Below are 16,292 nucleotides of genomic sequence, written 5' to 3' on the forward strand. Positions count from 1 at the left end.
TTTACAAGTTATTCACTATTAGTGACCACTTGGTGCGCCTTTAGCTGCTTCATCTGCAGTATGGTGGTGAATAATACCTTGCTCGTAGAAGTCTGCTGTTTTGCTCTCTAAGAAACCACTTGAGATTGTAATTAGACCTACGATAGTGAGCACTATGGTATATGGGAAAGCCATGATTACCATACGTCCGTAGGAAAGACGAATCAGTGGTGCTAAGGCAGATGTTAGCAAGAATAAGAATGCTGCCTGGCCGTTTGGAGTGGCAACACTTGGTAAGTTAGTACCGGTATTAATTGCAACGGCAAGCATATCAAACTGGTCTCGTGTAATTTGTCCGGCTAGCAATGCCTTTTTCACTTCTGTGATATATACCGTGCCCACAAATACGTTATCTGAAACCATAGATAAGAAACCGTTAGCGAGATAGAACATCACGAGTTGCATATTACCCTCATAGGTTAATACCCAATCGATAACTGGTGTAAATAGCTTCTGATCAATGATTACTGCCACAACAGCGAAGAAAACAGCAAGTAGGGCGGTAAACGGGAGAGCCTCTTCAAACGCATGCCCGATTTGATGTTCATCTGTTACGCCAGTAAAAACAGTCGCAAAGATAATTACACTAAGACCAATCAGACCTACAGCGGCCAAATGAAGTGCTAGCGCAACAATTAGCCACAAACCAACAACACCTTGCATAACTAGTTTTACTTTGTCTGCTTTAGTGCGTTTAGCCGCTTCGGCCTTGTCAAAGTCTTCAAGGATATGACGAACACTGGTTGGTAGTTGAGCACCATAGCCAAACCATTTTACTTTCTCCAAAAGAAAACAAGTTAAAAGGCCGGCAACAAATACAGGGGCGGTCACAGGAGACATGCGAATGGCGAACTCGACGAATTCCCAACTCGCTTGCTGACCAATAATAAGATTTTGTGGCTCACCTACAATTGTACATACACCACCAAGTGCTGTACCAACACCCGCGTGCATCATAAGGTTACGAAGGTAGGCACGGAAGTCTTCTAAATCAGAGCGTGATACTTCGTGAACATGATCGTCAGTAGTGTGGTCGTGGTCGTGATGTATTTCTTTACCAGAGGCGACTTTGTGATAAACCGTGTAAAAGCCCACCGCAACACTAATGATTACCGCGATAACGGTTAACGCATCTAAGAACGCAGATAGGAAAGCACTAGCAAAACAGAACAAGATAGAAACGGCTGTTTTTGACTTTACTTTTGTGATGATTTTGGTGAACAAAAATAGCAATAGGTTCTTCATAAAGTAGATACCCGCTACCATGAAAATAAGGAGCAAGAGCACTTCTATATTTAATACGATTTCATCAAGCACGTGCTTTGGGGATGTCATCCCTATAAAGACTGCTTCAATGGCCAATAAGCCACCCGGTTGCAGTGGGTAACATTTTAATGCCATTGCAAGTGTAAAGATAAACTCCAAAACGAGGGCCCAACCAGCAATGTAGGGACTAACGTAGAAGAATAAAATCGGGTTAATGACGAGGAACGCGACGATTGCGTACTTATACCAATCTGGTGAGTTTCCGAGGAAGTTCTTAAAAAACGCACTCATAAATGATTGCTGCATAACTTACCTTATTTGTTGTTGTGATAAAGCGCTCTTTCCGGCACTTTACAAAAGGGTTTTCTCGAATATATCACATAATTTTGAGGATAATTAATAGCATGGCGCATTTTTTTCACTAAGTTTTGGCGCCTGTGTCATCTTGATGTTCTAATTTTTAGCCTCTGTGATGTGTGCTTTTGGCATAGCTGTTTGCGTTAGATGAATTCAATACTATAACTGGTTGTACTAGTTGGGTGTTCTGGTACAATCAGTTAAATTTGTTAATGCTTTAGGTAAATAGAGGCCAAGTAACATGGTAATAAAAGCACAGAGTCCGGCAGGATTTGCAGAGCAGTACATTGTCGAATCTATCTGGAATGGTGGCTTCCCCCCTGGATCTATTTTGCCTGCAGAAAGAGAGCTTTCTGAACTTATTGGTGTCACACGTACTACATTGCGTGAAGTATTGCAGAGATTGGCGAGAGACGGTTGGTTAACAATTAAGCATGGTAAACCAACTCGTGTAAATAACTTCTGGGAAACGTCGAGCCTTAACATATTAGAAACGCTTGCTCAGTTAGATCAGGATGGTATCCCTGAGCTTGTAGATAATCTAATGTCTGCACGCACTAATATCAGCGCTATCTATATTCGTGGTGCGATTAAAAATAACCCAGAAAAAACTATCGAATTGTTAGAAGCATACAAACAAGTTGTTGATGAAGGTGAAGCATTCGCTGAATTTGATTACACGCTAAATAAAGAGTTGGTTGTGGCTTCAGGTAATTCTATTTATTTACTGATATTGAATGGTTTTAGAGCGCTTTATTCGCGTCTAGGTTCATTATATTTTGCACACCCTAAAGGCCGTGAAATTTCGCGCAATTATTACGAGCGCTTAATTGAATTGGCCAAAGCAGGCAAATTTGACGAGTCGGTACTTGCTGTACGCAAATACGGTTTAGAGTCTGGCCAATTATGGGCTGAACTGAAAGATGATGTATTAAAAGAACTCGCACAATAAGCGTTAATGTCTGCGGTTATCTAAAAGAGCTAAGTGAAAACTTAGCTCTTTTTTTTGCCCAACGAAAGTGAATGGGGTTTAGTTTTCGGTTAATTGCGATGTGGCTGTGACGAATTGCATTAAATGAGGGATAAACGGTATTCAGGTTATTTGGCTGTAACGATATCGTTAACATAAATGTTACAAATAACCTTCTACACTTAAAGCGTTATCGTAAAAGGAATTGATTATGTTATTTAAAAATATAGATAAGTTAGTTATTGCCGCTGTATTAATAGCTTTTAGTCAGACAGCTTCTGCAGAGAAAATTGGTAAATGCGATACGCCTCAGTGCGTAGAGTATTTCAAAAAATATAAAACTGCAGCTAAGCGCGGCCATCCGCTAGCGATGTTGACTCTTGGTCAGTTTTATCATCATGGCTACGGTACAGAAGAAGATGAAAAGAAAGCATTAAAGTACTTTAAAAAAGCTGCTCGAGCAGGCTATACATCGGGTCAGTTTAAGGCGGGTTATATCTTTATGACCAGTGAAGAACTACGTGATATTGGCGATGCTACTTACTATCTTGAAAAGGCGGCGAAGTACGATTATGAAGGTGCTAATTTTTTGTTAGGTATGCTGCATTTCGATAAAAAATATGACAACAGAGATCTCGAAAAAGCGGATGAGTACTTTGCTGCTTCTTACAAAAAGAAGTACGAACAAATGCCTACAGTAGTGAAGTTTATTGAAGCTGAAATGCCAATTGATCAGAAAAACTTTCCACAACTGTATGCAGCAATGAATGATCGCCCATTGGCTCAGCATAAAGATGGCACATTATCGTTTCATGATGAAAATGTAGAAGTCATCACTATTACGTCGCCACCATTAGTGCAGACGTTCAATAAACAGCTTGTGTCATTCAGAAAAGCGATTAAATCAACAGGTACGCGTTTTCAAGGTAAAACATGTGCAGAACGCCTGACCTGTATGCAGCGAGCAGATATTGCAGACTCTACAGACTTCAATAATTTATTTCTCGATGGCTTTGGCGGAGCAAGCAATAGTCAATAAGTTTACGACTAAGCAAGTGTGAAACCCTTGGGTGGCTTATGCCACCCTTTTTTTGTCCAATTTTCAGATGTTGGTAATGTCTTTAAGTCCCCAATAGCCGGTTGTTACGAAAGGAAAGGACATGAACGAGTGACGAATTGCCAATTCTCTGTGGTGAACGGTATTTAGTTGGTTGTTTGTTTTTTATACGGTGATAGGTGAGCCTGAAAGAAAAAGTTTCACGGTTCCAATATATAAGGAATGTATAAGGAATAGATATGAATAAAAAAATAATAACAGTTCTACTCGCGCTAACTGTGTCGGTTTTAACTAATCAAGCAATAGCTGCAGAAAAAATAGACAAGTGCATGGAAGAAAAATGCATTAACTATTTCAAACAATACAAAAAAGCGGCTAAACGCGGACACCCACTTGCTATGTTAACGCTAGGACAGTTCTATCTTCACGGGTACGGCACCAAGGCAAATCCCAAAGTGGCGTTGAAACACTTTAAAAAGGCTGCTCGTCACGGGTACACCGCTGCCCATTTTAAAGCTGGCTACATCTACATGACCAATAAAGACCTTCGCGATATAGAAAGAAGTGTTAAGTACTTAGAGAATGCAGCGAAGTATGATTACAAGGGCTCAAACTTTGTATTAGGCATGTTGTATTTCGACAAACAGTATAAATCTCGGGATTTGGCTAAAGCTGATAGCTACTTTGAAAAAGCGTATAGGGAAAAGTATGAGCAAATGCCGACGGTTGTTCAGTTTATAGAGCAAGAGATGCCAATATCAGCACAGTCGTTCCCTAAATTGTTTGAGGCAATGAATGAAGTGCCATTGCATAAAGGGAAGGATGGCGCATTGTCATTTCCATCTGATGGGGTGGAAGTCATTACAGTAACGTCTCCTCCATTGGAACAATCATTTCATAAACAGTTGATGGACTTTAGGAAGGCCATCAAGTCAACAGGTACGCGATTCCTTGGAAAAACATGTCTTGAACGATTGACTTGTATGCAACGAGCAGACATTGCCGATGCGACAGATTTTAACTTCTTATTTTTGCAAGGATTCACAGGTAAAGACGTAAATAGTGGCAAATTCTAGATATCAATTTTGATTGTATGGCTGCTTTTTTAAACTCAATAACTCAGGAGGCGATATGAAGCTTTCAATGAAAAACTACCTTCTAGCTTTGATTTCAGGGGTAATGATTTGTGGGTATGCATCAGCATCAACACAGCCAGAAAAAATAGACAAATGCATGGAAGAAAAGTGCGTTAACTATTTCAAGCAGTACAAAAAAGCAGCCAAACGCGGCCACCCACTCGCTATGTTAACACTCGGTCAGTTTTATCTGCATGGCTATGGCACCAAAGCGAATTCAAAAGTTGCGTTGAAGTACTTTAAAAAAGCTGCTCGACATGGTTATACGGCTGCACAATTTAAAGCTGGCTACATTTATATGACAGATAAAGAATTGCGCGACATTGAAGAAAGTATCAAGTATCTAGAGCGAGCAGCAACTTACGATTATAAAGGCGCTAATTTTGTGCTTGGCATGCTGTATTTTGATGAAAAGTACAACAGTCGAGATCTCGCGAAAGCTGATGCGTATTTTGAAAAATCTTACATGAAAAAGTATGAGCAAATGCCTACCGTAGTGAAATATATCGAGCAACAAATGCCAATTAACCAACAGAACTTCCCTAAGTTGTATGCGGCTATGAATGCAACGCCACTTGAAAAACATAAAGACGGTTCGCTTTCTTGGCATGCAGACGGTATTGAAGTTATTACCATAACTTCTCCACCACTTGAGCAAACTTTTCATAAACAGTTGATGGATTTTCGAAAGGCCATTAAGTCAACAGGTACACGTTTCTTAGGTAAAACATGTGCTGAAAGGTTGACTTGTATGCAACGTGCTGACATTGCTGATGCGACTGATTTTAGAATTTTCTATATTGATGGTTTTTCAGGAGCTAAGGCTGGCGAATAAATTTGTGACGAAGCTAGTGAAGTACTTTGGCGGCGTTAGCCGCCTTTTTTAAGCTTGAACTAGCTGCGCTATAAACCGTTGAAAAGGTTAAATCTAGTGAACAGGGCAATCATGTATATGCTTAGTTGTTAACAATTAAGTTATTTGCCCTAAATAAAGAACAACAGGGAGCTTTAAAATGAAGACAATGATATCAGTGTTTTTATCGTTATATTTATGTACATCTCTAAGTGCTTTTGCCTATGAAAAGATAGAACAGTGCGATACTGATGCATGTAAACAATACTTTAAAAAATACAAGACCGCGTCTAAGCGAGGACATCCTTTGGCCAATTTGATGCTAGGGCAGTTTTATAAAAATGGCTATGGCGTTACAGCGGATGAAAAGCAGGCTCTGAAATATTTTAAGAAAGCAGCTAAAGCAGGGTATACCTCAGCTCAGTTGCATGCAGGCTATATCTATATGACCAGCCAAGAAAATTATGACATAGATAAAAGTATCAAGTATTTATCTCGAGCGGCATATTACAAAGATAAGAACGCAAACTTTTTGTTATCGATGATTTATTTCGATAAACGATATGAACGAAGAGACTTGGAAAAGGCAGATCAATACTTAGCTAAAGCCTATGAATTGCGCCATAAACAGGTACCACAAGCGATTGCCTACATAGAAAGTGAAATGGTCATTGATGCGAAAACCTTTCCAGCAGTCACTAACGCACAAAATGCATTGATGTTAGTAAAAAATGCTGAAGGGGTTTTAGAATGGCCAAAAGATGAGATGGAAGTTATCACAATAACGTCTCCACCACTCGAAGATCTATTCAATGAACAGTTGCTGACGTTTAGAAAACATATAAAGTCGACGGGTTCTCGCTTCAAAGGGAAAACATGTACTGAGCGTGGTTCTTGTTCAATTCGAATGCAGATAGACGATGCAAACGAATTTTACTTAGTATTCTTAGCAGATTTGTTTTCTGGGGCAAGTGTCCAGTAACTCTTCCCATATTGTTATCCGCTTCGAGAACTAACCGCAGCGGATAACGCATTTTAATCAATATGCATTGCTTAAAAACAACTAACGCATCAGATCTTTTATATCATTAACTCCTTAGTACATCGGCCAATGGAAGATATTAGAAAATATTAATCCCTAAATTTCATATGTATCCCTAGACTGTTCACAGTGACCACCATTAAGGGACGTACGATATGAAAATGTTATTACTACTTATTACGGTGATAACCCTCGGATTTACATCAAAGGTAATGGCTACTGCCAAAACCGAGAAAATAGAGCAATGCAATTCGGATTCCTGTAAACAATATTTCAAGCAGTATAAAATCGCGGCTAAGAGGGGGCATCCACTAGCAATGTTAACCTTGGGCCAATTTTACAAAAATGGTTACGGTGTTGAAGCTAACGAAAAATTAGCCCTGAAATATTTTAAAAAAGCGGCAAAAGCTGGTTTTACAGCAGCGCAATTGCACGCTGGTTATATCTATATGACTAGTGATGAGCATTATGATATTGATAAAAGCATTAAGTACTTATCTCGAGCCGCATATTACAAAGATAAAAATGCAAATTTCTTACTTTCTATCCTTTACTTTGATAAGCGCTATCAACGACGCGACTTGAAGAAAGTTGACCAATATTTAGCGATGGCCTATGAGCAAAAACACAAACAAGTGCCGGAAGCTATCGCGTATATTGAAACTGAGATGCCAATAGACTCTGCTACATTTCCAGAGCTTACGAAAGCTCAAGAAGTTGTTGCTTTGGTTAAAAACCAGCAAGGTGTTTTGGAATGGCCAAAGGACGAAATGGAAGTTATTACTATTACATCACCGCCACTGGAAGACATGTTTAATGAACAGTTAATGGCATTTAGAAAACCCATTAAGTCAACAGGCACTCGATTTAAAGGCAAAACGTGTACAGAGCGTCAATCTTGTTCTATCCGAATGCAAATTGACGATTCTTTCGAGTTCTATTTGGTATTTCTTTCAGATATTTTCGAAGGTAGTGGATAAATAAATCCCAACACAAATTGGTTTGTATATTCGAGAGTTTATGTGAGCATACAAGTTGATAGTTCACTTGCATGCTTTGCTGGCTTTTATGTGGTTTAAAAGCGAACGTTTTATCTACCTAAGCAGTTTCTTTCGCTGATACTTTCAACTGAGGACAGCGCGCAATTTCCCTTTCTTCACCTTGCTTATCTATAGTGGTTAGTTTGACATCGAAGCCCCACAAATAGTGCAGGTGCTTTAATACTTCATCTTTCGATTCTGCTAAAGGCACTTTATTGTGAGGCACATGGCGTAACGTTAATGAGCGATCACCATCAATATCGGCTTCAACTATCTGTATATTCGCTTCCAGGTTGCTCAGATTGTATTGGTCGGACAATGCGGTGCGAATATCTTGATAGCCAGAGTCATTGTGTATGGCTTCAACTTCTAGGTAGTTATTGCTTTCATCGTCATGGATGTGAAACAGCTTAAAATCCCTAATTATTTTTGGGGACAAAAACTGGCTGATGAAGCTTTCATCTTTGAAGTTTTCCATGGCGAAATGCACCGTTTCTAGCCAGTCTTTACCTGCAATTTCGGGAAACCACGCTTTGTCTTCATCTGTTGGGGTCTCACAAATACGCCTGATATCCATAAACATATTGAAACCCAGTGCATACGGGTTAATGCCCGAGTAATAAGGACTGTTGTACTCTGGCTGAGCAACAACATTGGTGTGGCTGTGTAAAAACTCCATCATGAACTTGTCCGTAACCAAGCCCTCGTCATAAAGATGATTCAATATGGTGTAATGCCAAAAACAAGCCCATCCCTCGTTCATCACTTGGGTTTGTTTTTGTGGGTAAAAGTATTGAGATATTTTACGGACAATACGCACAATTTCCCGCTGCCAAGGTTTTAATAATGGCGCATTCTTTTCAATAAAGTACAAAATGTTCTCTTGAGGCTCTTTGGGAAATTTCACTCTGTTTTTTTGCGTTGATTCTTTTGGGGTTGGTAAAGTACGCCACAGGGTATTCACTTGCGATTGCAGGTATTGCTCTCGTTCTTCCTGTCTTTTCAATTCTTCATCGAGCGATATTTTCTGCGGGCGTTTATATCGATCTACACCATGATTCATTAGCGCATGACAGGCATCTAACGTCGCTTCAACTTCATCGATGCCGTATTTGTGTTCACATTTTGCGATGTATTGTTTTGCAAACAACAAATAATCGATGATGGAACTAGCGTCTGTCCATGATTTAAATAAGTAGTTACCTTTGAAAAAGGAATTGTGTCCGTAGCAAGCGTGCGCCATCACCAATGCCTGCATGGTCATGGTGTTTTCTTCCATAAGGTAAGAAATACAGGGCTCAGAATTAATCACAATTTCATACGCTAAACCCATTTGCCCGCGTTTATAAGTTTGTTCTGTTTGGATAAATTTTTTGCCGTATGTCCAGTGGTTATATCCAATTGGCATGCCGACGCTTGCATAGGCATCCATCATTTGTTCGGCAGTGATGACTTCAATTTGATTGGGGTAGGTGTCGAGTTTGTAATGCTCTGCAACACGGGCAATTTCAGCCTGATATTGCTCTAGTTTTTCAAAGGTCCAATCTGGACTATCATCTAACGGTTTACGGGTTTTACTCATAGCAACTCCTTTCTACGCCGCAGATTTTTCTTCTTTTTTGAAAAGTTCTCGGAAAACAGGGTAAATATCTTCAACACTCTTGATATGGCGCATTGCGAAGTAGCCACATTGATTAGCGACCTCCTGGTATTGATGCCACAGTGTTTGATGGGCGCGTTGGGTTATTTCGATGTAGCTAAAGTAGCGCGATCTTGGCAATATTTTCTCTAGTAGAAGCTTCTTGCATAATGGAGAGTCGTCAGCCCAATTATCACCGTCAGAGGCTTGAGCACCATATATGTTCCAATCGTTGCTGCTGTATCGGTCTTCAATAACCTTAATCATGAGCTCTAACGCACTTGAAGCGATTGTCCCACCTGTTTCTTGGGAGTAGAAAAACTCTTGCTCATCGACCTCTTTAGCTTGTGTGTGGTGGCGAATATAGACGACGTCAATTTCTTTGTATGTGCGCGTCAAAAATAGGTATAACAGAATGTAGAAGCGCTTAGCGATATCTTTTGTCGCTTGATCCATCGATCCTGAAACATCCATGAGGCAAAACATAACGGCTTTTGATGTTGGCACCGCCTCTTTTGCATAATTTCGATAGCGTAAATCAAATGTGTCAATAAAAGGAACTTTGCTGATTTTTTCTTCCAACGCTTTTATATCAGCCTTTAGTTCTTTGAGTTCGTTAGGGTGGTCGTGAGGATCATTTTCTAACGCTTCTAATGCATCATTTTTCTCTTTCAGTTGACGGCGTTTACTTGATGTCATAGCAATGCGACGGGCTATAGATCCTTCTAAAGATTTTACGATATCGATATTTGCCGGCACACCTTCTGCGCAAAATCCACTTCGGACGGTTTTGAATTCTACAAGTTTATCAAGTTGTGTTTTTTCTAAATTGGGCAGTGCTAAATCTTCGAATAAAAGGTCGAGATACTCGTCCTTTGAAATTGAAAATACGAAGTCGTCTTGACCTTCACCCTTATCACTTGCATCGCCTTGTCCACTGCCTTGACCAGCACCGCCCTGTGGAGGGCGATTGATACGATCACCCTCAGTGAATTGGTCATTGCCGGGATGTACACGATCTTTAATACCACCACTGCCTTGATGAAATATCGGTTCACTCAGATCTTTCTTGGGAATGGTAATATTTTCACCACTCTCCAAGTCGGTGACACCACGTTTATTTATCGCTTCGGACACCGATTTTTTGATTTGGCTCTTGTACCGACGAATAAAACGCTGGCGATTTACCGTGCTTTTGTTTTTACTGTTTAATCTTCTATCTATAAAGTTGGCCATACAACATCTCCTAAAGCCTAGTCACTTGGTTTAAGAAGATTTTCTGACGCGAAGGTACCACTCAGACAACAAACGTACTTGTTTTTTGGTGTACCCTTTAGTCATCATTCGTTCGACAAAGTCATCATGTTTTTGTTGGTCTTCCGTCGATGTTTTTGTGTTGAATGAGATGACTGGCAGCAAGTCCTCGGTATTCGAAAACATCTTTTTCTCGATCACTGTGCGTAACTTCTCATAGCTAGTCCAGTTGGGGTTTTTGCCGTTATTGTTGGCTTTTGCACGCAGCACGAAATTGACGATTTCATTGCGGAAGTCTTTCGGGTTGCTGATGCCTGCTGGCTTCTCAATTTTCTCCAGTTCGTTATTTAATGCTTCACGGTCAAATAACTGCCCGGTTTCTGAGTCTCTGTATTCTTGGTCTTGAATCCAAAAATCGGCATATGTTACATAACGGTCGAAAATATTTTGTCCGTATTCAGAGTACGATTCTAAATACGCTGTTTGAATTTCTTTACCAATAAACTCGATATACTGTGGTGTTAAATACCCTTTGATAAACTCTAAGTAGCGGTCCTGCATTTCTTTGGGTAGTTGCTCCCGTTCAACTTGTTGCTCTAACACATAGAACAAATGCACGGGGTTAGCCGCCACTTCCATATGATCGAAATTGAATACACGAGACAGAATCTTAAATGCAAAACGTGTAGACAAACCCGACATTCCTTCGTCAACACCTGCGTAGTCTCGGTATTCTTGATACGACTTAGCTTTTGGATCTGTGTCTTTCAGGCTTTCACCGTCATAGACGCGCATTTTGGAGTAAATGCTAGAGTTTTCAGGGTCTTTTAGGCGTGACAATACTGAAAATTGTGCCAAAGTCTCTAGCGTGTCAGGTGCACATTGCGCTTCTTTAAGTTCACTGTGCTCAAGTAGTTTTTTGTAGATTTTCACTTCTTCTGATACACGCATACAGTAAGGTACTTTCACTATGTAAACGCGATCTAAAAATGCTTCGTTGTTTTTGTTGTTTCTAAAGGTTTGCCACTCAGATTCGTTCGAGTGAGCTAATATCATGCCGTTAAACGGTAAAGCAGATAGACCTTCTGTTGGATTGTAATTACCTTCTTGCGTGGCTGTTAGCAGGGGATGCAACACTTTGATGGGAGCTTTAAACATTTCGACAAATTCCATAACCCCTTGGTTCGCACGGCACAGTGCGCCCGAGTAGCTGTAGGCATCAGGGTCATCTTGCGCAAAGTGTTCAAGTTGACGAATATCAACCTTACCCACCAGTGACGAGATATCTTGATTGTTATCGTCACCCGGTTCAGTTTTAGCAATGGCAATTTGGTCTAGAATAGAAGGGTACACTTTAACCACTTTAAATTGTGCGATGTCACCTTTGAATTCATGTAAACGCTTGGCGGCCCATGGTGATAGTATGGTATTTAAGTATCTTGCAGGGATGTTGTATTCCTCTTGCAAGATTTTACCGTCTGCCGCAGGGTTAAACAGACAAAACGGGTGATCATTTACTGGGCTTCGTTCGCCATTGGCACTAAGAACATAGATGGGTTCTTGTTGCATTAATGCTTTTAACTTTTCCGCTAATGAAGATTTCCCCCCGCCAACAGGGCCAAGTAGATATAAAATCTGCTTCTGCTCTTCTAGCCCCTGGGCAGCGTGTTTTAAATAGGAGACAATTTGCTCGATTGCGTCTTCCATCCCGAAAAAGTCTTCAAACGCTGGGTAACGTGCTATGACGCGGTTGGAGAATATTCGACTCAGCGTTGGATCGTTCGCCGTGTCTATCATTTGTGGTTCGCCAATAGCCGTGAGCAAGCGCTCCGCAGCGCTGGCGTAGGCCATTTTGTCTTCGCGACAAAGGTTTAAAAACTCTTGTAGAGAGAACTCTTCCTGCTGAGCTTGTTCGTAGCGTGACTGATAATGTTGAAAAATACTCATAACCGCCTCCCAAACTGAAGATAAGGGTATATAGAAGTAGACCGAGAAAACGCCGTTTCTATCTTTAAGTTTAGTAGTTATTTCTTATTTACTAGGAAAAAAGTTCACTTTTTTGTAAATAAAAACAACGGAGAAAGTAGACCAATGTACAAGCTGCTTCTTTTCGCTCTGCTTTGACATTTGTTGTTAAATTAACCGATGTGTAGCTATTCCGCTGTGATATTGCTATAAAAATAGTCAGGTGTGTTTGACTGTGTAGAACATGAGGTTATGTCAACGTCGTTGCAATTCAATCCGGTGGAAAAAGATGCGGGGTACTGGCAAAAGGCAATTGAGCTAGAAGAGGGGCGGTGTGAGGTATTGCGCTTAGTTGCTAGTGGCGAGTCACTAGAAGCTGTTTTAGCGCTGCTGTGCCAAAAAGCACAACTGTACAACCCTGAATTGCTTTGCTCTGTGTTACGGCTAGATAGTGCAAAGGGGACTTTACATCCTATCGCTTCAGTATCGCTTCCTCAATTTTATTGTGATGCTTTAGAAGGGGTAGAAATCGGCCTAGGTGTCGGTTCATGTGGTACATCGGCATTCACCAAAAAGCGCACTATCGTCGAAGATATTGGCACCCATCCTTATTGGGTTCAGTACAAAGAACTTGCCCACAGTGCAGGCCTGCATGCATGTTGGTCAGAGCCGATAATTGGTCGTGAAGGACAAGTATTTGGAACCTTTGCGATATATTACGCCTACCCTAAAGCGCCTACCGAAGAAGATCTTAAATTTATTGAAGTCAGTGCCAACCTCGCGGCAGTTGTCTTCGATAACCACCTTAACCGTCAGCAGTTGATGGATGCTAATCGCTTGTTAAGCCAAACTGTTGATGAGAGGACGGCAGCACTTAGCAAAGCTAACGAAGAATTAGCATTATTAATTGAACGACAAGAAGAAAAACATATTGCCAAGTTAGGTATAGAAAAGAGCGTAACGGCGAATGCGCTATTGAGTGGCTTTGCCCACGAAATAAGTACGCCTATCGGCACTGCGTTAATGTCAATTAGTACGGCCCAAGAAAAATTAGAACAGCTTGTTAAGCTGTTTGATACAGGCAAACTGTCTAGGCGAGTCTTTGAAAGTTCTGCAGAGGAGTTAAGCACGTTGGTTGCTTTTAATCGCAGGGCATTAGATAAAGCGGACGAGCTGCTAAATCAGTTCAAAAAAGTGCAAGCTGATAAAATGGATGCGCAGCGTGAGCACTTTAATCTCAGTGTGTTTTTGACGTCGATGAAAAACGCTTTGGTAAGCACTCTTAAGAGTCACGAACTCGTTATTGAGTCAGCGGATATTGATATATGTTGTGACAAAGAAAGCCTGTGGCAGGTGCTTTTTCAACTCATTGATAACGCCATTATTCATGGCTTTAAAGACATTGAACGAGGCTGTATTCATATTACTACTAGTCTCGTCGACAATCATGTTGTGCTTAATATTCAAGACAACGGCAAAGGTGTTCAGGAAGATCAGGCAAATAAATTGTTCGATCCTTTCTACACCACGAGCTTAAAACATAAAAATATGGGACTAGGCCTCACAACCGTATATAACCTACTTGCCAATGTACTCAATGGCACAATTCATTTAAAGCCATCACCAGTAGGGGTGCGATTTGAAATCAAAATTCCTATCGGCATTTAATAATGCAGGTTTAATAAGATACGCACAAAAAAGCCAGCTTTAAGCTGGCTTTTTAATAGGCATTAATGTCAAATTATGCGAAGTTTGCTGATGCAAATTCCCAGTTGATTAGTGCCCAGAATGCTTCCATGTAGCTAGGACGCAAGTTACGGTAATCGATGTAGTATGCGTGTTCCCATAAATCTACAGTCATTAGCGGAGTAACACCTTCTTCTGTAAGCGGTGTTGCTGCGTTTGACGTGTTTACGATGTCTAAAGAACCGTCAGCAGTTTTTACTAACCATGTCCAGCTTGAACCGAAATTGTTTACTGCTTTGTCATTAAAAGCTGCTTTGAACTCGTCAAACGAACCAAATTTAGCGTTGATAGCGTCAGCAAGTGCACCAGAAGGAGCACCACCACCGTTAGGGCTTAAGCTATTCCAGTAGAACGTGTGGTTCCAAATTTGTGCTGCGTTGTTAAATACACCACCTTCTGAAGATTTTACGATGTCTTCTAAAGACTTACCTTCGAAGTCAGTACCTTCGATTAAACCGTTAAGCTTTACAACGTATGTGTTGTGGTGCTTACCGTAATGGAACTCTAACGTTTCTTGTGAAATGTGTGGCGCTAAAGCATCCATTGCATATGGTAGAGCTGGTAATTCAATAGCCATTTTTATCTCCAGAAATTTTATATTGATTAGAAAATTTTATTCTTAAACAAAGCCCAATAGGTGCTTTGTTTTTATGAAAAACCGAGTAAAATACTCAAGTTTTTGAAGCCATGCATAGTGTACCCAAATATATAGGTATTGCTAGCGTTATTATCAAGGCTTTAACGCTATAAAATAGATGATATTGTTTTGTTTTATATAGTACGTTGAAATTAGCTTGCATGGCCCATATTAAACAGTGTCATAGAGTTGTTATCACCAGAGGTTATTATGGAAACTATTGAACGAATTAAAGAGCAGATTGATGGAAACCCGATTTTACTTTACATGAAAGGTTCTCCTAAACTGCCAAGCTGTGGTTTCTCTGCGCAGGCGTCGCAAGCATTAATGTCTTGTGGTGAAAAGTTCGCGTACGTAGATATTTTACAGAACCCTGATATTCGTGCAGAACTGCCAGTTTACGCTGATTGGCCAACATTCCCACAGTTATGGGTTGAAGGTGAGTTAATTGGCGGTTGTGACATTATTCTAGAAATGTTCCAACAAGGCGAATTACAAACGCTATTGAAAGAAACTGCTGAAAAGCACAGCTCTGAAGAAAGCGAATAATCGTATATAAGCATTGAAAAATTTTTTTGCAGCACAATACTAGTGATGTGAATTTTCTTTAACGCGCAGTTTATACGCGTTAACACTTAATAAAATATTGGAGAATAAAATGAGTGTATTAGTTGGTCGTCCTGCACCAGACTTTACTGCCGCAGCTGTTTTAGGTAGTGGTGAAATTGTTGATACCTTCACATTATCAGAAGCAATCAAAGGTAAGAAAGCGGTTGTATTTTTCTATCCATTAGACTTTACATTTGTTTGCCCATCAGAGCTAATTGCATTTGACCACCGTATGGAAGAGTTCAAGAGCCGTGGTGTTGAAGTTATCGGTGTTTCTATCGACTCCCAATTCAGCCACAACGCATGGCGTAACACGCCAGTTAACGAAGGTGGTATTGGCCCAGTACAATACACACTAGTTGCTGACGTTAAACACGAAATCTGTCAAGCATACGACGTAGAGCACCCAGAAGCTGGTGTAGCTTTCCGTGGTTCTTTCCTAATTGATGAAGAAGGTATGGTACGCCATCAAGTAATCAATGACTTACCACTAGGCCGTAACGTTGACGAAATGCTACGTATGGTTGACGCACTTCAGTTCCACTCGGAGCACGGTGAAGTTTGCCCAGCTGGTTGGAATAAAGGTGACAAAGGTATGACAGCTTCTCCAGAAGGTGTTGCATCTTACCTAGCTGACAACTCAGAAGGTTTATAATCTGACTATCGGATTAACTAACTAATA

General features: G+C 40.5%; 14 protein-coding genes. 9 read left to right on the top strand and 5 right to left on the bottom strand.

The features are described 5' to 3' along the window. Nucleotides 1-18: 18 nt before the first annotated feature. On the bottom strand, nt 19-1,611 hold the full coding sequence (gene nhaB, locus ACFSJY_RS06560) for a sodium/proton antiporter NhaB (protein ID WP_386032430.1): 1,593 nt from the start codon (nt 1,609-1,611) through the stop codon (nt 19-21). A 292-nt stretch (nt 1,612-1,903) separates the two neighbouring features. Here nhaB and fadR point away from each other — a divergent pair, with 292 nt between their 5' ends. The 6 genes from fadR (at nt 1,904) to ACFSJY_RS06590 (ending at nt 7,700) form a co-directional block, all read left to right on the top strand. Continuing rightward, nucleotides 1,904-2,614, top strand: coding sequence for a fatty acid metabolism transcriptional regulator FadR (fadR, locus tag ACFSJY_RS06565; protein WP_386032433.1), 711 nt, complete (start codon nt 1,904-1,906; stop codon nt 2,612-2,614). A gap of 229 nt (nt 2,615-2,843) precedes the next feature. Further along, complete coding sequence (locus ACFSJY_RS06570; RefSeq protein WP_386032436.1) at nt 2,844-3,671, top strand: tetratricopeptide repeat protein; 828 nt, start codon at nt 2,844-2,846, stop codon at nt 3,669-3,671. A 257-nt stretch (nt 3,672-3,928) separates the two neighbouring features. Further along, complete coding sequence (locus tag ACFSJY_RS06575; RefSeq protein WP_386032438.1) at nt 3,929-4,765, top strand: tetratricopeptide repeat protein; 837 nt, start codon at nt 3,929-3,931, stop codon at nt 4,763-4,765. A gap of 55 nt (nt 4,766-4,820) precedes the next feature. Then, entirely contained in the window at nt 4,821-5,660 is an 840-nt protein-coding gene (locus ACFSJY_RS06580) for a tetratricopeptide repeat protein (RefSeq protein WP_386032440.1), read from the top strand. Nucleotides 5,661-5,838: 178 nt separating this feature from the next. Beyond that, nucleotides 5,839-6,660 (top strand): tetratricopeptide repeat protein, encoded by an 822-nt coding sequence (locus ACFSJY_RS06585; RefSeq protein ID WP_386032442.1) that lies wholly within the window; start codon nt 5,839-5,841, stop codon nt 6,658-6,660. 215 nt (nt 6,661-6,875) lie between these two features. After that, nucleotides 6,876-7,700, top strand: a complete 825-nt coding sequence (locus tag ACFSJY_RS06590; protein WP_386032444.1) for a tetratricopeptide repeat protein — start codon at nt 6,876-6,878, stop codon at nt 7,698-7,700. 118 nt (nt 7,701-7,818) lie between these two features. Here the strand turns inward: ACFSJY_RS06590 and ACFSJY_RS06595 are convergent, their stop codons facing one another. Genes ACFSJY_RS06595 through ACFSJY_RS06605 form a run of 3 tightly spaced genes read right to left on the bottom strand, consistent with a single transcriptional unit; the run spans nt 7,819 to nt 12,600 of the window. Beyond that, the gene (locus ACFSJY_RS06595) at nt 7,819-9,342 is read right to left on the bottom strand and encodes a SpoVR family protein (protein WP_386032446.1); all 1,524 of its coding nucleotides are present in this window, start codon (nt 9,340-9,342) and stop codon (nt 7,819-7,821) included. A gap of 12 nt (nt 9,343-9,354) precedes the next feature. Continuing rightward, nucleotides 9,355-10,635: a YeaH/YhbH family protein gene (locus tag ACFSJY_RS06600; protein WP_386032449.1), complete on the bottom strand. Its 1,281-nt coding sequence runs from the start codon at nt 10,633-10,635 to the stop codon at nt 9,355-9,357. Nucleotides 10,636-10,665: 30 nt separating this feature from the next. Continuing rightward, a complete protein-coding gene (locus ACFSJY_RS06605) occupies nt 10,666-12,600 on the bottom strand; it encodes a PrkA family serine protein kinase (protein ID WP_386032452.1) in 1,935 nt (644 codons plus the stop codon). A gap of 270 nt (nt 12,601-12,870) precedes the next feature. Here ACFSJY_RS06605 and ACFSJY_RS06610 point away from each other — a divergent pair, with 270 nt between their 5' ends. After that, the gene (locus ACFSJY_RS06610) at nt 12,871-14,286 is read left to right on the top strand and encodes a GAF domain-containing sensor histidine kinase (RefSeq protein WP_386032455.1); all 1,416 of its coding nucleotides are present in this window, start codon (nt 12,871-12,873) and stop codon (nt 14,284-14,286) included. A 73-nt stretch (nt 14,287-14,359) separates the two neighbouring features. On the opposite strand, the gene ACFSJY_RS06615 is transcribed toward ACFSJY_RS06610, so the two are convergent. Then, nucleotides 14,360-14,941: a Fe-Mn family superoxide dismutase gene (locus ACFSJY_RS06615; RefSeq protein ID WP_386032457.1), complete on the bottom strand. Its 582-nt coding sequence runs from the start codon at nt 14,939-14,941 to the stop codon at nt 14,360-14,362. Nucleotides 14,942-15,211: 270 nt separating this feature from the next. Here ACFSJY_RS06615 and ACFSJY_RS06620 point away from each other — a divergent pair, with 270 nt between their 5' ends. Together ACFSJY_RS06620 and ACFSJY_RS06625 are read left to right on the top strand one after the other, a co-directional pair. After that, entirely contained in the window at nt 15,212-15,550 is a 339-nt protein-coding gene (locus ACFSJY_RS06620) for a Grx4 family monothiol glutaredoxin (protein ID WP_386032459.1), read from the top strand. 109 nt (nt 15,551-15,659) lie between these two features. Beyond that, a complete protein-coding gene (locus ACFSJY_RS06625; protein WP_386032462.1) occupies nt 15,660-16,265 on the top strand; it encodes a peroxiredoxin in 606 nt (201 codons plus the stop codon). Nucleotides 16,266-16,292 lie beyond the last annotated feature (27 nt).

The organism is Thalassotalea euphylliae, from assembly GCF_042682785.1.
Taxonomy (GTDB): domain Bacteria; phylum Pseudomonadota; class Gammaproteobacteria; order Enterobacterales; family Alteromonadaceae; genus Thalassotalea_F; species Thalassotalea_F euphylliae.